19 protein-coding genes are annotated in these 19,827 nt (G+C 70.5%); 11 read left to right on the forward strand and 8 right to left on the reverse strand.

The window, feature by feature from the left end; translation table 11 throughout:
• Positions 1–11: 11 nt before the first annotated feature.
• Positions 12–788 (reverse strand): SAM-dependent methyltransferase, encoded by a 777-nt coding sequence (locus BIV04_RS11515; protein WP_071256399.1) that lies wholly within the window; start codon positions 786–788, stop codon positions 12–14.
• Between the two features lie 41 nt (positions 789–829).
• On the opposite strand from BIV04_RS11515, the gene BIV04_RS11520 reads away from it, so the two are divergent.
• Positions 830–1,573 carry a phosphoglyceromutase gene (locus tag BIV04_RS11520; RefSeq protein WP_043597224.1) on the forward strand — a complete coding sequence of 248 codons (744 nt, stop codon included), beginning with the start codon at positions 830–832 and terminating at the stop codon, positions 1,571–1,573.
• A 53-nt stretch (positions 1,574–1,626) separates the two neighbouring features.
• On the opposite strand, the gene BIV04_RS11525 is transcribed toward BIV04_RS11520, so the two are convergent.
• Complete coding sequence (locus tag BIV04_RS11525; RefSeq protein ID WP_083396385.1) at positions 1,627–2,160, reverse strand: ATP-binding protein; 534 nt, start codon at positions 2,158–2,160, stop codon at positions 1,627–1,629.
• Between the two features lie 95 nt (positions 2,161–2,255).
• Positions 2,256–2,909: a phosphate signaling complex protein PhoU gene (phoU, locus tag BIV04_RS11530; RefSeq protein ID WP_043597221.1), complete on the reverse strand. Its 654-nt coding sequence runs from the start codon at positions 2,907–2,909 to the stop codon at positions 2,256–2,258.
• Positions 2,910–3,147: 238 nt separating this feature from the next.
• Here phoU and BIV04_RS11535 point away from each other — a divergent pair, with 238 nt between their 5' ends.
• Together BIV04_RS11535 and BIV04_RS11540 are read left to right on the forward strand one after the other, a co-directional pair.
• Positions 3,148–4,341 (forward strand): cell wall metabolism sensor histidine kinase WalK, encoded by a 1,194-nt coding sequence (locus tag BIV04_RS11535; protein WP_071256400.1) that lies wholly within the window; start codon positions 3,148–3,150, stop codon positions 4,339–4,341.
• A gap of 13 nt (positions 4,342–4,354) precedes the next feature.
• A complete protein-coding gene (locus BIV04_RS11540; RefSeq protein ID WP_043597216.1) occupies positions 4,355–5,035 on the forward strand; it encodes a response regulator transcription factor in 681 nt (226 codons plus the stop codon).
• A 127-nt stretch (positions 5,036–5,162) separates the two neighbouring features.
• Here BIV04_RS11540 and BIV04_RS11545 read toward each other — a convergent pair whose 3' ends face one another.
• Positions 5,163–5,729 (reverse strand): hypothetical protein, encoded by a 567-nt coding sequence (locus BIV04_RS11545; protein ID WP_071256401.1) that lies wholly within the window; start codon positions 5,727–5,729, stop codon positions 5,163–5,165.
• A 166-nt stretch (positions 5,730–5,895) separates the two neighbouring features.
• Here BIV04_RS11545 and BIV04_RS11550 point away from each other — a divergent pair, with 166 nt between their 5' ends.
• Genes BIV04_RS11550 through rlmB form a run of 4 tightly spaced genes read left to right on the forward strand, consistent with a single transcriptional unit; the run spans position 5,896 to position 10,136 of the window.
• On the forward strand, positions 5,896–6,378 hold the full coding sequence (locus tag BIV04_RS11550; RefSeq protein ID WP_043597211.1) for a CarD family transcriptional regulator: 483 nt from the start codon (positions 5,896–5,898) through the stop codon (positions 6,376–6,378).
• Positions 6,368–7,678, forward strand: a complete 1,311-nt coding sequence (ispD, locus tag BIV04_RS11555) for a 2-C-methyl-D-erythritol 4-phosphate cytidylyltransferase (RefSeq protein ID WP_071256402.1) — start codon at positions 6,368–6,370, stop codon at positions 7,676–7,678. Before BIV04_RS11550 ends, ispD begins: the two co-directional genes overlap by 11 nt.
• On the forward strand, positions 7,675–9,093 hold the full coding sequence (cysS, locus tag BIV04_RS11560) for a cysteine--tRNA ligase (RefSeq protein WP_071256403.1): 1,419 nt from the start codon (positions 7,675–7,677) through the stop codon (positions 9,091–9,093). The genes ispD and cysS overlap by 4 nt, the downstream gene beginning before the upstream one ends.
• The gene (gene rlmB / locus BIV04_RS11565; RefSeq protein WP_055974665.1) at positions 9,090–10,136 is read left to right on the forward strand and encodes a 23S rRNA (guanosine(2251)-2'-O)-methyltransferase RlmB; all 1,047 of its coding nucleotides are present in this window, start codon (positions 9,090–9,092) and stop codon (positions 10,134–10,136) included. Before cysS ends, rlmB begins: the two co-directional genes overlap by 4 nt.
• A 74-nt stretch (positions 10,137–10,210) precedes the next feature.
• Here rlmB and BIV04_RS11570 read toward each other — a convergent pair whose 3' ends face one another.
• Together BIV04_RS11570 and BIV04_RS11575 are read right to left on the reverse strand one after the other, a co-directional pair.
• Positions 10,211–11,512 carry a DUF4032 domain-containing protein gene (locus BIV04_RS11570; protein WP_055974662.1) on the reverse strand — a complete coding sequence of 434 codons (1,302 nt, stop codon included), beginning with the start codon at positions 11,510–11,512 and terminating at the stop codon, positions 10,211–10,213.
• A gap of 143 nt (positions 11,513–11,655) precedes the next feature.
• Positions 11,656–12,756 carry an ABC transporter ATP-binding protein gene (locus tag BIV04_RS11575; RefSeq protein ID WP_043597318.1) on the reverse strand — a complete coding sequence of 367 codons (1,101 nt, stop codon included), beginning with the start codon at positions 12,754–12,756 and terminating at the stop codon, positions 11,656–11,658.
• A 273-nt stretch (positions 12,757–13,029) separates the two neighbouring features.
• On the opposite strand from BIV04_RS11575, the gene BIV04_RS11580 reads away from it, so the two are divergent.
• Complete coding sequence (locus tag BIV04_RS11580; protein ID WP_071256404.1) at positions 13,030–13,980, forward strand: thioredoxin domain-containing protein; 951 nt, start codon at positions 13,030–13,032, stop codon at positions 13,978–13,980.
• On the opposite strand, the gene BIV04_RS11585 is transcribed toward BIV04_RS11580, so the two are convergent.
• Positions 13,977–14,528: a metallophosphoesterase gene (locus BIV04_RS11585; RefSeq protein WP_071256405.1), complete on the reverse strand. Its 552-nt coding sequence runs from the start codon at positions 14,526–14,528 to the stop codon at positions 13,977–13,979. The genes BIV04_RS11580 and BIV04_RS11585 overlap by 4 nt on opposite strands.
• Positions 14,529–14,722: 194 nt before the next feature.
• On the opposite strand from BIV04_RS11585, the gene BIV04_RS11590 reads away from it, so the two are divergent.
• The 3 genes from BIV04_RS11590 to BIV04_RS11600 all read left to right on the forward strand — a co-directional run bounded on the left by BIV04_RS11590 (position 14,723) and on the right by BIV04_RS11600 (position 18,671).
• Positions 14,723–15,856, forward strand: a complete 1,134-nt coding sequence (locus BIV04_RS11590) for an AI-2E family transporter (protein WP_055974653.1) — start codon at positions 14,723–14,725, stop codon at positions 15,854–15,856.
• A 288-nt stretch (positions 15,857–16,144) separates the two neighbouring features.
• The gene (locus tag BIV04_RS11595; protein ID WP_071256406.1) at positions 16,145–18,103 is read left to right on the forward strand and encodes an MDR family MFS transporter; all 1,959 of its coding nucleotides are present in this window, start codon (positions 16,145–16,147) and stop codon (positions 18,101–18,103) included.
• Complete coding sequence (locus tag BIV04_RS11600) at positions 18,084–18,671, forward strand: MarR family winged helix-turn-helix transcriptional regulator (protein WP_083396386.1); 588 nt, start codon at positions 18,084–18,086, stop codon at positions 18,669–18,671. The genes BIV04_RS11595 and BIV04_RS11600 overlap by 20 nt, the downstream gene beginning before the upstream one ends.
• Positions 18,672–18,760: 89 nt before the next feature.
• Here the strand turns inward: BIV04_RS11600 and BIV04_RS11605 are convergent, their stop codons facing one another.
• Positions 18,761–19,804, reverse strand: a complete 1,044-nt coding sequence (locus BIV04_RS11605) for an NAD(P)-dependent alcohol dehydrogenase (RefSeq protein ID WP_071256407.1) — start codon at positions 19,802–19,804, stop codon at positions 18,761–18,763.
• Positions 19,805–19,827: the final 23 nt, after the last annotated feature.

Genomic DNA, 19,827 nt, shown 5'->3' on the forward strand with positions numbered 1-19,827 from the left:
CCCGCCCAGGGTCAGTCGCGTGGGGCGACCGCGGCCCAGGGCAGCGAGAGCTCGCCGAGCCGCCACCGTGACCGCCCGCCCTGCACCGGCCAGCCCGCGTCGCGCAGCCCCTGCACCGTCGCGAGCCACCGCTGGACCGGTCCGTAGACCGAGAGCGGGGCCGCCACCGCCCACTGCCGGTCGAGGTCGACGAGCAGGTCGTGCACCCGCTCGCCCGGGACGTTGCGGTGGATCAACGCCTTGGGCAGCCGTTCGGCCACGATCGAGGGCAGCTCGAGCCCGGCGAGCCGCAGCGAGATCGTGAAGGTCGTCGGCCCCACGGGCGTCACGTCGACCCAGCTCGCCACGCGCCCCACCTCGTTGCAGGTGCCCTCGACGAGGACGCCACCGGGCTGCAGCCGTGCCGTCATGAGCGCCCAGGCGTCGGCGACCTGCGACTCGTCGTACTGTCGCAGCACGTTGAACGCCCGGATCACCGCCGGTCGTCGGTCGCCGTCGAGCGGCACCTCGAAGCCACCCCGCCGGAAGCTCACACCGGGCCGAGCCGACAGGCTCGCCAGTCGGACGCGCTCGGGCTCGATCTCGATGCCCACGACCTCGACGTCGTCGCGCACCTTCAGGAGGCGCTGGTGCAGTTCGAGGGGAGTCGTCGCGCTCGCCCCGTACCCCAGGTCGACGACGAGCGGGTCGTCCGCCCGCCGGAACGACGGGTGCGCGGCGATCCAGCGATCGACGCGCCGCAGGCGGTTGGTGCCGGTCGTGCCGCGCGTGACGGAACCGATGGGCATGCGCCAAGTCTGCCATCGGGCCGTCGCGATACGCTGGCGGCATGACTTCGACCCTCATCCTCCTGCGTCACGGCAACAGCGAATGGAACGCGAAGAACCTCTTCACCGGATGGGTCGACGTGCGGCTCACCGAGCAGGGCCGCCGCGAGGCCAAGCGTGCCGGCGAGCTGCTGCGCGAAGCCGACCTGCTGCCCGACATCCTCTACACGTCGCGCCTGACCCGGGCGATCCAGACCGCCGACATCGCCCTCGAAGAGGCCGACCGCCTCTGGATCGACGTCAAGCGCTCGTGGCGTCTCAACGAGCGCCACTACGGTGCGCTCCAGGGCAAAGACAAGGCGCAGACGCTCGAGCAGTACGGCCCCGAGCAGTTCCAGACCTGGCGTCGCTCGTTCGACGTGCCGCCGCCCCCGCTCGACGACGACAGCGAGTTCTCGCAGGCCCACGACAAGCGCTACGCCGAACTCGGCATCGACGCCCCGCGCACCGAGTCGCTCGCCCTCGTCATCGAGCGCATGCTGCCCTACTGGCACAGCGACATCACCGAGAGCCTGGCCGCCGGCGACGTCACCCTCGTCGTCGCACACGGCAACTCGCTGCGTGCGCTGGTGAAGCACCTCGACGGCATCAGCGACGACGAGATCGCCGAGCTGAACATCCCCACGGGCATCCCGCTCGTCTACGAGCTCGACGACGACTTCGTGCCGACCGGCCCGGCCCGCTACCTCGACCCCGAGGCCGCCGCCGCCGGTGCCGCCGCGGTCGCGAACCAGGGCAAGAAGTAGCACCTCCTGACGTCCCCGCGCCCCGTTCTCGGGGTCGCGGGGCGCTTCGGCGTTCAGACGAATCGGGCGCTGATCTGCATCACGAGGTCGTCCATGTCGACGGGCGCGCTCGTGTCGACGCGGATGACCGGCCACAGCCCGAGGGGCTCGGCACCGGCCACCCACGTCGGCCAGGCGGCACGGGCCGACTCGGCGGTGCCGTGCGCCGGGTGACGGCCGCCGGCCGCGAGCCGGTCGACCACGCGCTGCAGGGCCACCTCGGGGTCGACGTCGCACCACACCTCGACGGTGCGGGGCGACCCGGCACGCTCGACGCCGGCCCGCGCGACCTCGAGGTCGCGGTCCCGGTGCCAGGACGCGTCGACGACCACGCCCGCCTCGACCTCGCCCGCCATCGCCCAGACGGTGTCCATCGCGATGCCGCCGAGGGCCTCGGGGGCGATCATCGGCCCGGCCAGGTCGACCAGCGCCTCCTTGACGGGGTCCTTCGCGAGCAGCGGGCAGCCGAGCACGCCGGCCAGCGTGGCCGAGAGGGTGGTCTTGCCCGATCCGGGCAGACCGTTGACGAGGATCGCGACTGAAGCCATGCCCCCATCCTCGCGGACGGCGGAGGCCCCGACCGAATGCAGGAGGCGCGGTGCCCGTCGAACGGACACCGCGCCTCCTGCAGGTCAGCAGTCGATCAGACCTCGGGTGCGACCCAGTCGCCGGTGGCGAGGTACTGGACCTTCTTGGCGATCGACACCGCGTGGTCGGCGAAGCGCTCGTGATAGCGCGACGCGAGGGTGGAGTCGACCGTGTCGACGGCCGCGCCCTTCCAGGTCTCGCCGAGGACCTTGTCGAAGACGCTGAGGTGCAGTTCGTCGATGCGGTCGTCGTCGTTGCGGATCTCTTCGGCGAGGCGGACGTCCTCGGTCGTGAGCAGCTCGGTGAGCTTGTTCGCGATGGCGACGTCGAGCTCGCCCAGCTCTTTGAAGGTCGGGCGGAGCGACTTCGGCACGACCTTCTCGGGGAACCGGTAGCGGGCGAGCTGGGCGATGTGCTCGGCCATGTCGCCCATGCGCTCGAGCGAGGCGCTGATGCGCAGCGCACTGACCACGATGCGCAGGTCGCGGGCGACCGGGTTCTGGCGGGCCAGGATGTCGATGGCCAGCTCGTCGAGGGCGATGGCGCGCTCGTCGATCTTGTCGTCGTCGGCGATGACCTGCTCGGCCAACGAGACGTTCGACTCGTTGAAGGCCGTGGTCGCGTTCGCGATCGAGACGGCGACGAGGCCGGCGATCTCGACGAGACGCTCCTGCACCTCCAGGAGTTCCTGCTGGAATACCTCGCGCATGTCGTGTTCGACCCTCTCGTCGTGGGGGCTCGGTGGCCCTGGGAGCACGGTGGCTGTGAGCGACGTGCGGGACGCACGCTCGGCTCGTGACGTGGGGGCAGAGTCGCCCGCACAGTCCCGACGATGCTCTCCGGTGAAGGTTAACGACCGGTGATCACCGCCTGAACTCTGACCAAAGTACAGCGGATGGGGCGACCCCCGTTCGTCCACCCGCCGGGGGGTCACTACTGTGAACGACATGGAATCCGCCTGGCTGGTGCCGTTGTCGCTGGCCTTCGGGGTCGTCGTCGGCGCCGCGATCGTGGTGGTCGTCGTCTCGGCCCACCGACGAGCCGTGCGTGCCGCGGCGCTCGTCGACGTCGCCCTGCCCGACGGCATCGACGCCGTGCTCGACGCCCTCGAGTCGGCCGGCCTCGTGGTCGACCCCTCGGGGAACGTGCTCAAGGCCTCGGCCGCGGCGCGCCAGCTCGGACTGGTCTCGGCCCAGCAGCACCTCGTGCACCCCGAGGTCGAGACGATCGTCGACGCGGTGCGTCGGCACGGCGACCCCGTGGTCGAAGAACTCACCCTGCCGCGCCTGCCCGGCAGCGAGGCCACCATCGCCGTGCACGTGCGGGCCGCGGCACTCGGCGGACGATTCGTGCTGGTGCTCGCCGAGGACCGCACCGAGGGGCGCCGGCTCGACGACATGCGCCGTGACTTCGTCGCCAACATCAGCCACGAACTCAAGACGCCCATCGGCGCCGTCGGCCTGCTCGCCGAGGCGCTCGAGTCCGCGTCGGCCGACCCCGAGCAGGTGCGCCACTTCGCCGCCCGCCTGACCCGTGAGGCCGGCCGGCTCGGTCGCCTCACCCAGGACATCATCGAGTTGTCGCGTCTGCAGGCGACCGACGCGCTCGAGACCAGCGACTCGGTCGACGTCCGCACCGTGGTCGACACCGCCGTCGACCGCAACCGCGTGGGTGCCGAGGCGCGGGGCATCGACCTCGTGGTCCGGGGTGGCAAGCACGCGCACGTGAACGGCGACCAGGCGATGCTCGTCACGGCCGTCGACAACCTCGTCGCGAACGCCATCAACTACTCGCCCGACGGGTCGCGGGTCGGCATCGGGGCCACCCTCGACACGGGCGGGGTGGTCGAGATCTCCGTGACCGACCAGGGCTACGGCATCCCCGACGACGAGCTCGACCGGGTCTTCGAGCGGTTCTACCGGGTCGACCCGGCCCGGTCGCGACGGACCGGCGGCACGGGCCTCGGGCTCGCCATCGTCAAGCACGTGGTGCAGAACCACGGCGGCGACGTGCGCGTCTGGTCGCAGGTCGGCAAGGGGTCGACCTTCACCCTGCGCCTGCCGGCCGCGGACGTCGACCCCGACACCCGATCGATCCCGACCACGGCCGCCTCGGCACCAGAGCACCAGGAGACACGATGACCATGGAGACCCGATGACCCACATCTTGATCGTCGAGGACGAAGAGTCCCTCAGCGAGCCGCTCGCCTACATCCTGCAGCGCGAGGGCTACCAGGTGAGCGTGGCCGAGGACGGCCCGGCCGCCGTCACCGCCTTTGACAAGACCGGTGCCGACCTCGTGCTGCTCGACCTCATGCTCCCGGGCATCCCGGGCACCGAGGTCTGCCGCGTGATCCGCACCAAGTCCCAGGTGCCGATCGTCATGCTCACCGCGAAGGACAGCGAGGTCGACATCGTGGTCGGTCTCGAGCTCGGTGCCGACGACTACGTCACCAAGCCGTACTCGACCCGAGAGCTGCTCGCCCGCATCCGAGCCGTGCTGCGCCGCCGCGTCGACCCCGACGACCTGTCCGACTCGATGCTCGAGGCAGGCGACATCCGCATGGACGTCGAGCGGCACGTGGTGACGGTCCGCGGTGACGACGTCGCCATGCCCCTCAAGGAGTTCGAGCTGCTCGAACTGCTCATGCGGAACGCCGGTCGGGTGCTCACGCGTGGTCAGCTGATCGACCGGGTCTGGGGGTCGGACTACTTCGGCGACACCAAGACCCTCGACGTGCACATCAAGCGCATCCGCTCGAAGATCGAGGCCGTGCCGTCCGAGCCGAAGGCGCTCGTCACCGTGCGCGGCCTCGGGTACCGCATCGAGGCCTGACCAGGGGCACGGGCCGACGGCCCGCTCGGACCGCGTCGAGGGCCCAGGAGGCGCGGTGCGCGTCGGACGCGAGAGGCCCGGCACCGCACACGGCGGGCCGGGCCTCTCGGCTGACGGGGGAGGGATGCTACGGCGTCGGCGACGAGGACGGCGCCTGCTCGGTCGCCTCGGGCAACGGCGTCGACGAGGGCGTGGCCTCGGCGGACGGCGTGGGCGAGGGCAGCAGGGTGGCGTATTCGCCCAGTGCGCCGGTGAGCACGGGCACGACGAACGACTTGCCGGTCTCGGTGCCGTACTGGACGAAGATCGTGACGAGGGCACCCGGGTCGGAGTCGAGGGACTCCATGAGGAACTGGTCCTGACCGGGCTCGGTGCCCAGCGAGACCTGCGACGAGCCGTCGACCTCGACGGTCTGGGTCTTCTTGCCCGAGGTCGTGGGGTACTCGAACGAGACCTCGGCGGCCTCGTCGCTCGTGTTGAGCACGACCATGCTGAGGCTGGCGGTGCCGCCGTCACCCTCGCTGGCGGTGAGGGCGATCGCGTTGCGCACCTGGATGTCGCCGACGTTCACGCTCGTGCCGTCGCTCGCGTCGTACTGCTTGGTGGTGGCCTGCGGGCTGATGAAGTTGCACCCGGCGGCGGTCAGGACGACCGCGGCACCGACGGCGGCGGCCGAGACGAACCGCGTCGTCAAGCCGCGCGACTTCAGGGTTGGGGCTCGCACAGGTGTCCTCCAGGATCAGCGTCACGACAAACGTACGTCGTCCAGCTTATCCGCGCCCACGGGAGTCGGTTCCTTAGGGCAGCCTTACCAACGCTGGCTTATGGTATCCTGGGTGTCGCAGAATGGAGCCTGATTCATGCAGTTCGAGGTCGGCGAGACCGTTGTATACCCGCATCACGGGGCAGCGACAATCTCAGAAGTCAAGAAGCGGATCATCAAGGGCGAAGAGAAGCTGTACCTCAAGCTTCGCGTCACCCAGGGTGATCTGACCATCGAAGTACCCGCAGACAACGTCGACCTGGTCGGCGTGCGAGACGTCATCGGCAAAGAAGGGCTGGACCGCGTCTTCGACGTGCTCCGCGCCCCATTCACCGAAGAGCCGACCAACTGGTCGCGCCGCTACAAGGCGAACCTCGAGAAGCTCGCCAGCGGTGACGTCATCAAGGTGTCCGAGGTCGTCCGCGACCTCTGGCGTCGCGATCAGGACCGTGGCCTCTCGGCCGGCGAGAAGCGCATGCTCGCCAAGGCTCGTCAGATCCTGATCAGCGAGCTCGCGCTCGCCGAGAAGACCGACGAAGAGAAGGCGTCGAGCGTTCTCGACGAGGTCCTTGCGTCCTAGCACTCCCGACGACCGCTCGGTCGACGACGGTGGGGTCCACACCCCGTCCGGCGTCGGTCGGGCGGTCGTCGTCGTTGCGGCCGGCAGCGGCACGCGCCTCGCCCTCGGAAGGCCGAAGGCCTTCGTCGAGGTGGCCGGGCGCAGCATCCTCGAACGTTCGCTCGACGCGGTCTTCGCGTCGGTCGTGCCGACACAGGTCGTCGTCGTCGTGCCCGCGGCACTCGTCGACGAGTCCCGCACCCTCGTCGACGCCGTCGCCGGCCCGGCCCGCGGCTACGCCTCCGTCGTCGTGGGCGGTGCCACGCGCCAGCAGTCCGTCGCGGCCGGCCTGACGGCCCTGGGGCCCGACGTCGAGACCGTGCTCGTCCACGACTGTGCCCGACCGTTCACCCCCACCGCCCAGTTCGACCTGGTCGCCGCCGCCGTCGAGGCGACCGGCGACGGCGTCGTCCCGGGCCTGCCGGTGACCGACACGATCAAACGCGTCGACGGTGACGCGGCCTTCGTCGTCGACACCGTCGACCGCAGCGAACTCGTCGCCATGCAGACGCCTCAGGGCTTCCCCCGCGCCGCCCTCGACCACGCGTACGCGACGGCATCCGTCGAGCACACGGACGACGCGGCGCTCTTCGCCGCCGCGGGCCGGCGCGTCCGCATCGTGGCGGGCGACCCCGTGGCCTTCAAGATCACCACCCCGTGGGACTTGCGACGGGCCGAGACGATCGTCGCCGAGAGCGAGGCGACCGGGCCGGGGCGCGAGGCGACCGGTCGACCGGCCCCGCGCCTCCTGACCGGGGTCGGCACCGACGTCCACGCGTTCGACGCGGCGCAGCCGATGCACCTCGGGCTGTTGCACTTCCCGGGCGAAGCGGGCCTCGCGGGCCACAGCGACGGCGACGCGGTCGCCCACGCGATCGTCGACGCCCTGCTCTCGGCCGCGGGTCTCGGCGACATCGGGTCGAGTTTCGGCACCGACGACCCCCGCTTCGCCGGGGCGTCGGGCGACGTCTTCCTCACGGCGACCCTCGAGCTGCTCGCGGCGGCGGGGGCCGCACCGGTCAACGTCGCCGTCCAGGTGATCGGCAACCGCCCCCGGCTGTCCTCCCGCCGCGTCGAGATGCAGGACCAGCTGACCCGCGTGGTCGGGGCGCCGGTCAGCGTGTCGGCCACGACGACCGACGGGCTCGGCTTCACCGGTCGGGGCGAAGGCGTGGCCGTGATCGCGACGGCGCTCGTCGCGCGCGACGGGTCGTCCGCGGGCGACACGGCAGAAGCTGCGTCAAATAGGCTGATCACGTGACCATCAGGCTCTACGACTCCCGTCAGCAGACGCTCGTCGACTTCGTCCCGCTCGTGCCCGGCCAGGTCGGGCTCTACGTCTGCGGACCCACCGTGCAGTCGTCGCCCCACATCGGGCACCTGCGCTCGGCCCTGGTCTACGACCTCTGGCGCCGCTGGTTCACCTACCGTGGCCTCGACGTCACCCTCGTGCGCAACGTCACCGACATCGACGACAAGATCCTCGCGCTGGCCGCCGACACGACTGAAGAGTGGTGGGCTCGCGCCTACCGCTACGAGCTCGAGTTCACCGCGGGCTACCAGGCGCTCGGCATCCTGCCGCCGACCTACGAGCCCCGGGCGACCGCCAGCGTCAGCGAGATGCAGCAGATCATCACGACGCTGCTCGAGAAGGGGCACGCCTACGTCGCCCCCGACGGTTCGGGCGACGTCTACTTCGACACCGCCAGCTGGCCGACCTACGGCGCCCTGACCAACCAGTCGATCGACGACATGGCGCCCGCCACCGACGCCGACCCCCGGGGCAAGCGCGAGCCCCGCGACTTCGCGCTGTGGAAGGGCCACAAGGCCGACGAGCCCGAGTCCGCCTCGTGGGCCTCGCCCTGGGGCGAAGGGCGACCCGGCTGGCACATCGAGTGCTCGGCGATGTCGGCCCGGTACCTCGGCGAGGCGTTCGACATCCACGGCGGTGGGCTCGACCTGCGGTTCCCGCACCACGAGAACGAGCTCGCGCAGTCGACCGCGGCCGGCATGGGCTTCGCCTCGCACTGGATGCACAACGGCCTCGTCGCCGTCGAGGGCCAGAAGATGTCGAAGTCCCTCGGCAACTCGATCTTCGCCGCCGACTTCCTGGCGCAGGCCCGGCCCGTGGTCGTGCGCTACTTCTTCAGCGCCGCGCACTACCGGTCGACCATCGACTACCACGAGGGCGCGTTGCTCGAGGCCGAGGCCGCGCTCGACCGCGTCGAGACGTTCCTCGAGCGGGCACAGCGCCGCCTCGCCGACACGCGCTTCGCCGGGGTCGGTGCCCGCGTCGTGCCCGACGAGTTCGGCGAGGCGATGGACGACGACCTCAACGTCCCCCAGGCCGTGGCCGTGCTGCACGACACGGTGCGCGCCGGCAACGTGGCCCTCGACGACGGCGACCTCGACACCGCCGCGCGCGCCTGGCAGCACGTGGCCGCCATGGTGGCCGTGCTCGGCATCGACCCGACGGCGCCCGAGTGGCGCGCCGGAGACGAGGGCGACGCGCACCGCGCGCTCGGCACGCTCGTCGACGTACTCTTGGCCGAACGCCAGCAAGCCCGGGCCGATCGCGACTTCTCGCGGGCCGACGAGATCAGAGGCGTCCTGACGGGCGCCGGCATCACCATCGAAGACACCCCCAGCGGGTCGCATTGGAGCCTCGAACAGTGAAGAACACCAGCGGAGCACGCAAGGGCCGTCCCGGCAGCAGTGCCGTGCGGCAGGGCAGCAAGGGCAAGCAGGTCGGCAGCGGCGGGCAGGGGCGCCAGGCGCTCGAGGGCAAGAAGCCCACTCCCGCGGCCGAGGACCGCCCCTACCACCCCGCGGGCAAGGCCAAGGCGGCGCGCGACCGGCTCGAGGCGGCGCGCGGTCGTGGCGGAGCCGGCCCCCGCGCCGGGTCGCCGATCGCCGGTCGCGGCGGACCCGACGCACCCCGACGCCGTCCGAAGTCGGCCGACGACCACGAGATGGTCACCGGTCGCAACTCGGTCGTCGAGGCCCTCCGGACGCGCATCCCGGCGACGACCCTCTACATCGCCGCCCGCATAGAGATGGACGAGCGCACCAAAGAGATCCTGCAGCTCGCCACCCGTCGCGGCCTGCCGATCCTCGAGGTCATGCGCCCCGAGCTCGACCGCATCACCGGGCACGACTCCGTGCACCAGGGCGTCGCGCTCAAGGTTCCGCCGTACGAGTACGCGCACCCCGTCGACATGCTCGAGGCCGCGGTCAAGCGTCAGCAGAAGCCGCTCTTCGTCGCGCTCGACGGCATCACCGACCCGCGCAACCTCGGGGCGATCATCCGATCGGTGGCCGCGTTCGGCGGGCAGGGCGTCATCGTCCCGCAGCGTCGTTCGGTGGGCCTGACGGCGTCGGCCTGGAAGACCTCGGCCGGTGCGGCCGCGCGCATCCCCGTCGCGATGGCGTCGAACCTGACGCAGACCCTCAAGTCGTTCAAAGAGCAGGGCGTGTTCGTCGTGGGCCTCGACGGTGACGGCGACGTCATGCTGCCCGGCCTCGAGCTCGCCGACCGCCCGATCGTGGTCGTCGTCGGCAGCGAGGGCAAGGGCCTGTCGCGCATCGTGGCCGAGACCTGCGACGCGATCGTGTCGGTGCCGATCTCCGGTGCCGTCGAGTCGCTGAACGCCGGCATCGCGGCCTCGGTCACCCTGTACGAGATCTCGAAGCTGCGCGCCGAGCGCAAGAAGAAGTAGGCACGGGCACCCGCGAGACGCGGGGCCTCGAGGAGGCGCGGGTCGGCTGTCGCCGGCCCGCGCCTCCTGCGTCCTCAGACCTTGCTGCGCCAGTCCTCGTCGGCGTCGGCCTCGTCGGCCTCGAGCCGGGCGGCCTCCGGCAGCGTGATCGACTCGGTCGCCGGCTCGATCACCATCTGCTCGTCGCGACGGTGCCGCAGCACGTCGTTGATGTACGAGGTGAGGGCCTCGGCGATCGGCACGTCGCGGTTCTCGGCCTGCGACTGGTACCAGCGGTGCTCGAGCAGCTGGTGGAACACCTCGGCCGGTTCGAGTCGCCCGCGGAGGTCGCGGGGGATCGACCGCACGACGGGCTCGAAGACGCGCGAGGCCCACTCGTGGGCGATCATCTCTTCGTCCGAGTCCGACTGGTCGGTGCGCATGCGGTAGGCGTCGAGATCGTTCAGCAGGCGACGGGCCTGGTTCTCCTCCACGTCGAGGCCGGTGAGCCGCAGCAGGCGGCGCGAGTGGTGCCCCGCGTCGACGACCTTCGGCTGGATCTTGACCTGGCTGCCGCCCTCGGCCGTCTTGATCGCGAGTTCTTCGATGTCGAAGCCCAGGTCGTTCAGGCGCTCGACGCGGTCGTTGATGCGCCAGCGTTCCGAGCTGTCGAAAGTCTCGGCACCGGTCAGCTCGGTCCAGAGGCTGCGGTACGCGGCGACGATGCCGTTGCTCACGTCGACCGGGTCGAGATTGTCGTCGAGGCGACCGCCGGCCTCGAGGTCGAGCAGCTCGCCGGCGATGTTGACGCGGGCGACCTCGAGGTCGTTCTCGCGCTGACCGTTCGAGAGGCCGCCCGGGTAGAGCTTGCCGGTCTCGGCGTCGACGAGGTACGCGGCGAACGCCCCGGCGTCACGGCGGAACAGCGTGTTGGAAAGCGACACGTCGCCCCAGTAGAAGCCGATGATGTGCAGCCGGACGAGCAGGAGGGCCAGCGCGTCGACGAGGCGACGGGCCGTGTCGGGGCGCAGCGTCTGCGAGTACAGCGCCCGGTACGGCAGCGAGAACTTCAGGTGCCGGGTGACGAGCACCGGGTTGAGCGGCGACCCGTCGGCGTCCTGGCGGTTGGTGATGACGGCGAGGGGATCGACGCACGGGATGTCCATGCGCTGCAGCGTGCGCAGCATCTCGTACTCGCCGCGGGCCATCTCGCCCGACGTCTCCTTGATCGCGATGACGAAACCGCTGAGGTGCGCGAAGCGCACGAGGTGCCGCGAGATGCCCTTGGGCAGGGTCGCGATGGCCTCGTCGGGCCATTCGTCGAGCGGCAGGGACCAGGGCAGGTCGAGCAGCGCCGGGTCGGCGGTGGCCGAGGTGATGTTGAGGGAGTCGGGCATGAGGGCCTCTCGTGCGGGGGATCGTCGCCTGAGGCGAGGCGGCGGGGGGAGGTCAGGAGGCGCGGGGCCGGAACGCGGGACGGCCCGCCGGGTCGATCGGAGGAGTGCTCCGAGCGGACTCGACGGGCCGACCCGACGGGGTGCTACGCGCTGACGACGGCCTTGTCGCCGAGGCGCTCGCCGCTCTCGGTGTCGAAGACGTGCACGTGGTGCGCCTGCGGGGTGACGTAGATCGTCTCGCCCAGCTTGGGGTGGTTGCGACCGTCGACGCGGACGACGACGTCGACGCGGTTGCCGTCGACCTCGGTGTGACCGTAGAGGTAGCCGTCGGCGCCGAGCTCTTCGACGACGTCGACGGTGACCGCGAGGCCTTCGCCGGTCGTGTTGACCACGACGTCCTCGGGGCGGACGCCCACGGTGACGCTCTTGCCGTTGGCCTGGCCGACGGTGTCGCGGTCGACCGCGGTGACGGCGGTGCCGAACTGGATGCCGCCGTCGACGACGTCGGCGGGCAGCAGGTTCATGGCGGGCGAACCGATGAAGCCGGCGACGAAGACGTTCTGCGGCTTCTCGTACAGATCGCGCGGCGTGCCGACCTGCTGCAGGACGCCGTCCTTCAGCACGGCGATGCGGTCACCCATGGTGAGGGCCTCGGTCTGGTCGTGCGTGACGTAGACCGTGGTGACGCCCAGGCGACGCTGCAGCGAGGCGATCTGGGTGCGGGTCTGCACACGGAGCTTGGCGTCGAGGTTCGACAGCGGCTCGTCCATGAGGAACACCTGGGGCTGACGCACGATCGCGCGGCCCATGGCGACGCGCTGACGCTGACCACCGGAGAGGGCCTTGGGCTTGCGCGAGAGGTAGGGCTCGAGGTCGAGCAGCTTGGCGGCCTCGAGGACGCGGGTGGCGCGCTCTTCTTTGCCGACGCCGGCGATCTTCAGGGCGAAGCCCATGTTCTCGGCGACCGTCATGTGCGGGTACAGCGCGTAGTTCTGGAACACCATCGCGATGTCGCGGTCCTTCGGGGGGACGTCGGTGACGTTGCGGTCGCCGATGTAGATGTCACCCGAGTTGACCTCTTCGAGGCCCGCGAGCATGCGCAGGGTGGTCGACTTGCCGCAGCCGGAGGGGCCGACGAGCACGAGGAACTCGCCGTCGGCGACCTCGAGGTCGATGCCGTCGACCGCGGCTCGCGTGGAGCCGGGGTAGAGACGAGTTGCCTTGCTGAACGTGACTGACGCCATGATCTTCTCCTTCACCGGCAGGTACGTGCCGGACGATCCGTTGTGAATGGACGGTGATCAACCTCAGAGGTCTGCGGTGACCACCACCGATCAGCATGCCATGAAAATCTCTCGGATCGCCACGGGAGCGCCTCTTCTCCACCCTCTCTCGCCCGCGCCTGGCGGACTTCTGCCAGGCTCGCCTCGTACCATGTTTCGTGGCCACGACTCGTGGCGACCGTCCCCACCACCCGCTCGACGCGACCATGCGAGGCCGTCGCGCACCGGAGCCCCATGACTGACCTGAATCCCGACGACTCGTCGTTGACCAAGAACCAGCGGCGCGCGGCGGCCCGCCAGAAGGCCCAGCTCGCCCGTCAGAAGCAGAAGCGTCGCCAACGCGCCGGCAAGTGGGCGCTGCAGGGCGGCCTCGCCCTCGTGGTGATCGCCATCGTCGTGGGCGTCGTGCTGGTGATCACGAACAGCATCCGTCCGGCCGGCCCCGGCCCCGCCAACATGGCGAGCGACGGAATCAAGATCGGTCAGGGCTTCGAGGCCGTGCAGACCGGGGCCCTGGGCCCCGACGACGAACCCACGGCGTCGGCCACCACGGCGTCGAGCGACACGGTCGACATCGTCGTCTACCTCGACTACCTCTGCCCCATCTGCGGCGAGTTCGAGCAGGCCAACAACGACTACATCAGCGGGCTCGTCGAGTCGGGGGCGGCGACGGTCGAGTACCACCCGGTCGCCATCCTCACGAACCAGTCCCTCGGCACGAAGTACAGCAACCGGGCGGCCAACGCGGCGGCCTGCGTGGCGAACTACTCGCCGAACTCGTTCTTCGACTTCAACACCGCGATGTTCGAGCAGCAACCCGAAGAGGGCACCCGTGGTCTCGACGACTCGCAGCTCGCCGACATCGCGACCGGCGTCGACGGGGTGACGAAGGCGAGCGACATCACGAGGTGCATCGACGACGACGAGTTCGGCTCGTGGGTGACGGCGTCGACACAGCGGGCCATCGACGGGCCCCTGCCCAACAGCGACCTCGACGCCCTGACGGGCACCCCGACGGTCCTCGTCAACGGTCAGAAGTACGACGGCAGCCGACCGTTCACGGTGCAGGAGTTCCGCAGCTTCGTCGTCACGGCCGCCGGCAACAGCTACACCGAGTCGGGCACGGCCAGCCCGTCGCCGACCCCGGCCGAGTCGGCGGCCCCTGCCGAGACGCCCGCCGGCTAGGTCGTCATGCGGGGGTGCGGAAGCACCCCCGTACGGTCGCGTGCGGCCACGGGCAGTTCGTGCAGCACCACGTCGCGCACCTCGCCTGCGTCGAGGGTCAAGGTGAGGTAGGTGGCGTGCGGCTGGCGCCGGCGGTCCGTGGGCGACCCCGGGTTCACCAGGCGCAGGCCCGCGGGCGTCGTCGTGTCCCACGGGATGTGGCTGTGCCCGAACAGCAGCAGGTCGGTCTCGGGGAAGAGGCGGTCCATGCGTCGCTCGCGCGCCTCCTTGGCTCCCGTCTCGTGCACCACGGCGAGGCGCACGCCCTCGATCGTCGTGCGGGCGACCTCGGGCAGGCGGGCGCGCAGCCCGTCACCGTCGTTGTTGCCCCAGACCCCGATCAGGAGGCGCGCTCGAGCCTCGAACTCGTCGAGCAGCGGTTCGCCGGTCCAGTCGCCCGCGTGCACGACGACGTCGGCCCGCTCGACCGCGGTCCAGACGACCCCCGGCACGGCCTTGGCCTTCTGCGGGACGTGGGTGTCGGACACGACGAGGACGGAGGTCGGCATGCCCTCCACGCTAGGCGCGCGCCGAGTCGCGAGGGCACCGATCCGGCCCGATATTCTCGTGACGGGGTTGGCTGTCCTAGTCGGGCCGATCACCCCCGACGATTCCTCCGGCCCACCGGCACCGGACGCATGCGACCGCGCCCCGCCCGGCACCCCTCTCGACCCCCCGCACCACCAGAAACGAGGACGACACCGTGGGACTCTTCCGCAGCCAAGAAGCCGAGGTGGCCCGTGAGGACGCCGCCGTCCGGCACTCCCTCTGGGCCGACGCGTTCGGCACGCTCGCCACGCGCGCCGTGCAGATCATCGCCGTCCTGATCGTCGCGATCGGAGTCATCTACGTCTTCCTCAGCCTGAGCCTGGTCACCCTTCCGGTGCTGCTCGCGCTGATCTTCGCGTCGGCCATGCTGCCGGTCGTCGCCTTCCTGCGGCGGCACAAGGTGCCCTCGGTGCTCGCGACCCTGATCTGCCTGTTCGCCGTGCTGATCATCCTCGGGCTCGTCGCCTGGCTGATCGTCTGGGCCGTCGAGAGCCAGGCCAGCTCGCTCGCCGACTCCGCCACCTCGGGCTTCAACAAGCTGCAGGACTGGATCACGACGCTGCCCTTCTCGATCAGCGACCAGCAGATCGACGACGTCCGCAACGCGGCCGTCGACTTCGTCACGAGCTCGCAGTTCGGCTCGGGGGCGCTCGCCGGGGCCTCGGCCGTCGGCAGCTTCGCGACGGGCCTCGTCCTGATGATCGTCGTCCTGTTCTTCTTCCTCAAGGACGGCCCGGCCATCTGGGAGTTCCTGCTCCGCCCGTTCAAGGGCGAGAACTACGCCCGGGCCCGTCGCATCGGCGACAAGACGGTCACGACGCTCGGTGGCTACGTCCGCGGTACGGCGACGGTCGCCGCGGTCGACGCGATCGGCATCGGCGTCGGCCTCTGGATCGTCGGGGTGCCCCTGGCCCTGCCGCTCGCGGTCATCGTGTTCCTGACGGCGTTCATCCCCCTGGTCGGAGCCACGGCCGCGGGCATCCTCGCGGCCCTCGTCGCCCTCGTCGCGCTCGGCCCGGTCCAGGCGCTGATCGTCGTCGGCATCGTGGTCGTCGTCAACCAGCTCGAGGGCAACTTCCTGCAGCCGGTGCTCATGGGCCGCACGCTGCAGCTGCACGGCCTGGTCATCCTCGTCGCCCTGACCGCCGGCACGATCCTCGGCGGCGTCGTCGGTGCCGTCATCGCCGTGCCGCTCATGGCCGTCGTCTGGGGCATCACCCAGGTCTGGAACGGCGAGCACCAGCCGGCCGAGATGTTCCGGCAGAAGCGGCCCGAAGAGGTCCGCTGACCCGGAAGACCCTGACGGAGGCGCGGTGCGAGGAGTTCTCGCACCGCGCCTCCTGCGTTCCCCCCGCGACCGCGTCGCGAGGTTCGAGAAAGATTTCTGCAGCAACTGCAGCGAAATGGTTGCGGATCGTCAACGAAAGCGTATGGTTGACATTCTGCAACCAAAGGACCCGACCAACGGCGGTCAGTCCCTCACCATCTCGAACCACCGGAGCGCACCTTGTCGCAGACCACGACCGCCGCGGGTACCAAGCCCGCGGCACCCCACGAACCGGGCGAAGCGCCCGGCATGAGCCACCGCGAAGTCCTCACGGCCCTCTCGGGCCTGCTGATGGGCATGCTCGTGGCGATCCTCTCGTCGACCGTCGTGTCGACCTCGCTGCCGCGCATCGTCAGCGACCTGAACGGCAGCCAGACCTCGTACACCTGGGTCATCACCGCGACCCTGCTGGCGACCACCGTCAGCACGCCGCTGTGGGGCAAGTTCAGCGACCTGACGAACCGCAAGGTGCTGCTGCAGGTCGCGCTCGTCCTGTTCGTGCTCGCCTCGGTCGCGGCCGGCTTCTCGCAGAACACCGCGACGTTGATCACGTTCCGCGTGTTCCAGGGTCTCGGCGCCGGCGGCCTCACCGCCCTGGTGCAGGTCGTCATGAGCGACATCATCAGCCCGCGTGAGCGCGGCCGGTACATGGGCTACCTCGGCGCCGTCATGAGCGTCGGCACCATCGGCGGCCCGCTGCTCGGCGGCGTGCTCACCGACAGCATCGGCTGGCGCTGGAACTTCTTCGTCGGCGTGCCCGTCGGCGTCGCGGCGCTCATCGTCATCCAGCGCACCCTGCACCTGCCCCCGAAGCCCAAGAAGGCCGTCGTCGTCGACTACTGGGGCGCCGGCCTGATCGCCGGCGGCGTCTCGCTGCTGCTCGTCTGGGTGTCGCTCGGCGGCAAGCAGTTCGAGTGGGCCTCGACCACCAGCTGGCTGATGGGCGTCGGTGCGGCCGTGCTGCTCGCCCTCGCCGTCGTCGTGGAGTTCCGCTCGAAAGAGCCGATCATCCCGCTCACGCTCTTCACGAACCGCACCTTCACCTTCGCGGTCGTCGCCTCGCTCAGCGTCGGCGTCGCGATGTTCGGCACCAGCGTCTTCCTCGGGCAGTACATGCAGCTGGCCCGCGGTCAGTCGCCGACCATGGCGGGCATCCTGACCCTGCCGATGGTGCTCGGCCTGCTCATCTCGTCGATGGTCGCCGGTGCGCTCATCTCGAAGTACGGCAAGTGGAAGCCCTACATGATCGTCGGCTCGGTGCTGCTCGCCGCCGGCCTGTTCCTCATGTCGACCATCGAGTACGACACGAACTTCGCGATCGTCTCCGTCTTCATGGCGATGATGGGGCTCGGCATCGGCATGGTGATGCAGAACCTCGTGCTCGTCGTGCAGAACTCGGTCGACGTCAGCGTCGTGGGTGCGGCCTCGTCGAGCGTCGCGTTCTTCCGCAGCCTGGGCGGCACCATCGGCGTCTCGGTCATGGGCGCCGTGCTCGGCACCAAGGTCTCGGGCTACATCGGCGACGGCCTGGCCGACGCCGGGGTCGACCCGAGCGCGCTCGGGAGCGGCGGCTCGACGAGCATCCCCGACCTCAGCACCGTGCCCGGCCCGATCCGCACGATCATCGAATCGGCCTACGGGCAGGGCGTCGCCGACGTCTTCCTCATCGCGGCCCCTCTGGCGATCATCACCATCGTGTTCGTCTGCCTCTTGCCGAACGTCGAGCTCGGCACCAAGACCGGCCTCCAGCGCGCGGCGGCGAAGACGGACGGCCCGACCGACGGTCCGACGTCGGCTGCCGCCTCCGAGAAAAACGACGGAGGCGCGGCTCCGGTCGACGCGAACGCCGCGTCCCCGGCCGCCAAGGGAGTCGCGGCCACGGCCGGCCTGGCCCCCGCCGTGTCGAGCGCCCCGGCGACGGCCTCCACGCCCGCCACGGCGTCCGCCCCGACCGCCACGGCGTCCGCCCCGACCTCGGGCCTCTCCGGTTCGCCCGCACCGGTCTCGCCCGTCGACGGAGGGGACGGCGTCGCCGAGGCGCAGCGCCGTCACCACAGCCACACGACGACCGCCACCGGTACCATCGACACGATCATCGCGACGGGCGCCGCCGAGGTGGCGGGTCACCCGGTGCCCGCCGACGAACTGGCCGAGAGCCCGGTGTTCTCGTCCCTGGTCGAGGAGAAAGATGTCGCAGCCGACCGTTGACGGCCAGCCCGAGGGCGCGGTGCTCGACGCGCCGCGCCCCTCGGGGGGCGACGCTGCCGACCAGGCCGCACCGCGCCTCCTCGGGGCCGCGGGGGCCGACCAGGCCGCATCGCGCCTCCCGAGTCCTGACGACGACGGGCGTGAGGGCCTCATGGCCGGGGTGGTCGACGAGATCGGCTCGATGATGGTCGAGGCCAAGCGCACGATCGCGGCAGCGGCGTCGCGCTTCGACCCGGACGTGCCCCCCACGGCCTTCTACGTGCTGCGGTACGTGATGAAGCACCAGCCGTGCAGCGCCGGCGACATCGTCAAGGCGATGGCGATGGACAAGAGCGCGGTCAGCCGGCAGGTCACCCTGCTGCGCGAGGCCGGGTTCGTCGACGTGGTGCCCGATGCGGCCGACGGACGCGTCATGACCCTGCGCAGCACCGAGCGCGCCGAGAGCCGCATGCTCGAGGTGCGGCACGAGAACCGTGCCGTGTTCCGCAACCACGTCGAGGGCTGGTCCGACGACGAGCTCGCCGAGTTCGCCGGGTGGCTGCGCCGGTTCAACACCCCCGCCGGGTAGGCCCGGACCCGTCCGACGCCGGCCGCGACCCGCACCGACGAAGGCCCCCTCCCGTGGCGGGAGGGGGCCTTCGTGCGTGCAGGCAGGTGCTAGATCGTCGCGGTGTCGATCACGAAGCGGTAGCGGACCTTGCTGGCGACGACGCGCTCGTAGGCCTCGTCGACCTCGTCGGCGCCGATCGTCTCGATCTCGGCGCCGATGTGGTGCTCGGCGCAGAAGTCCAGCATCTCTTGCGTCTCGGGGATGCCGCCGATGTTCGAGCCGGCGAGGCTGCGACGGCCGCCGATCAGCGACCCGGCGCGGAACGACTGGGGGTTCTCGGGCAGGCCGACGAACACCATCGTGCCGTTGAGGCGCAGGGTGCGGGCGTAGGCGTCGATGTCCATGTCGGCCGAGATCGTGTTGATGATCAGGTCGAACGAGTTCTTGAGCTTTCCGAAGGTCTCGGGGTCGCTCGAGGCGTAGTAGTGGTCGGCGCCGAGCTTGAGGCCGTCGTCCTGCTTGGACAGCGTCTGGCTGATGACGGTGACCTCGGCGCCCATGGCGTGCGCGATCTTGACGGCCATGTGACCGAGACCGCCCATTCCGACGACCGCGACCTTCGTGCCGGGGCCCGTGCCCCAGTGCTTCAGCGGCGAGTAGGTGGTGATGCCGGCGCAGAGCAGCGGCGCGGCCTCGTCGAGCGCGATGCCCTCGGGGATCGACAGCACGTAGTTCTCGTCGGCGACGATCTGCTTGGCGTAGCCGCCGTAGGTGGGCTCGCCCGAGTACTGGCGGCCGTTGTAGGTCGCGACGTTGCCCTTGACGCAGAACTGCTGCTCGCCCGCGAGGCAGTTCTCGCACTCGCGGCAGCTGTCGACGAAGCAGCCGATGCCGACGCGGTCGCCGACCTTGTGCTTGGTGACGTCGGAGCCGACCTCGGTGACGATGCCGGCGATCTCGTGGCCGGGCACCATCGGGAAGATGGCCTTGCCCCACTCTTCGCGGGCCTGGTGGATGTCGCTGTGGCAGATGCCGGCGAACGCGATGTCGATCTGGACGTCGTTCGGGCCGACGTCGCGCAGTTCGACGGTGGAGTGCTCGAAGGGGGCGCCGGCGGACGGCGTGAGCAGGACGGGGACGGTGGTGGGCATGAGATGACCTCTCTGCGAGTGGT

Source organism: Frigoribacterium sp. MCBA15_019, from assembly GCF_001864945.1.
Taxonomy (GTDB): Bacteria; Actinomycetota; Actinomycetes; order Actinomycetales; family Microbacteriaceae; genus Frigoribacterium.

Bases quoted from the DNA above. Each gene is read 5' to 3' on its own strand.
- BIV04_RS11580 (WP_071256404.1), top strand. From the start codon at position 13,030: ATGACTGACCTGAATCCCGACGACTCGTCGTTGACCAAGAACCAGCGG.
- BIV04_RS11605 (WP_071256407.1), bottom strand. From the start codon at position 19,804: ATGCCCACCACCGTCCCCGTCCTGCTCACGCCGTCCGCCGGCGCCCCC.
- BIV04_RS11525 (WP_083396385.1), bottom strand. From the start codon at position 2,160: ATGGCTTCAGTCGCGATCCTCGTCAACGGTCTGCCCGGATCGGGCAAG.
- phoU (WP_043597221.1), bottom strand. From the start codon at position 2,909: ATGCGCGAGGTATTCCAGCAGGAACTCCTGGAGGTGCAGGAGCGTCTC.
- BIV04_RS11570 (WP_055974662.1), bottom strand. From the start codon at position 11,512: ATGCCCGACTCCCTCAACATCACCTCGGCCACCGCCGACCCGGCGCTG.
- BIV04_RS11535 (WP_071256400.1), top strand. From the start codon at position 3,148: ATGGAATCCGCCTGGCTGGTGCCGTTGTCGCTGGCCTTCGGGGTCGTC.
- BIV04_RS11595 (WP_071256406.1), top strand. From the start codon at position 16,145: ATGAGCCACCGCGAAGTCCTCACGGCCCTCTCGGGCCTGCTGATGGGC.
- BIV04_RS11540 (WP_043597216.1), top strand. From the start codon at position 4,355: ATGACCCACATCTTGATCGTCGAGGACGAAGAGTCCCTCAGCGAGCCG.
- BIV04_RS11575 (WP_043597318.1), bottom strand. From the start codon at position 12,756: ATGGCGTCAGTCACGTTCAGCAAGGCAACTCGTCTCTACCCCGGCTCC.
- BIV04_RS11585 (WP_071256405.1), bottom strand. From the start codon at position 14,528: ATGCCGACCTCCGTCCTCGTCGTGTCCGACACCCACGTCCCGCAGAAG.
- BIV04_RS11515 (WP_071256399.1), bottom strand. From the start codon at position 788: ATGCCCATCGGTTCCGTCACGCGCGGCACGACCGGCACCAACCGCCTG.
- BIV04_RS11520 (WP_043597224.1), top strand. From the start codon at position 830: ATGACTTCGACCCTCATCCTCCTGCGTCACGGCAACAGCGAATGGAAC.
- BIV04_RS11550 (WP_043597211.1), top strand. From the start codon at position 5,896: ATGCAGTTCGAGGTCGGCGAGACCGTTGTATACCCGCATCACGGGGCA.
- BIV04_RS11600 (WP_083396386.1), top strand. From the start codon at position 18,084: ATGTCGCAGCCGACCGTTGACGGCCAGCCCGAGGGCGCGGTGCTCGAC.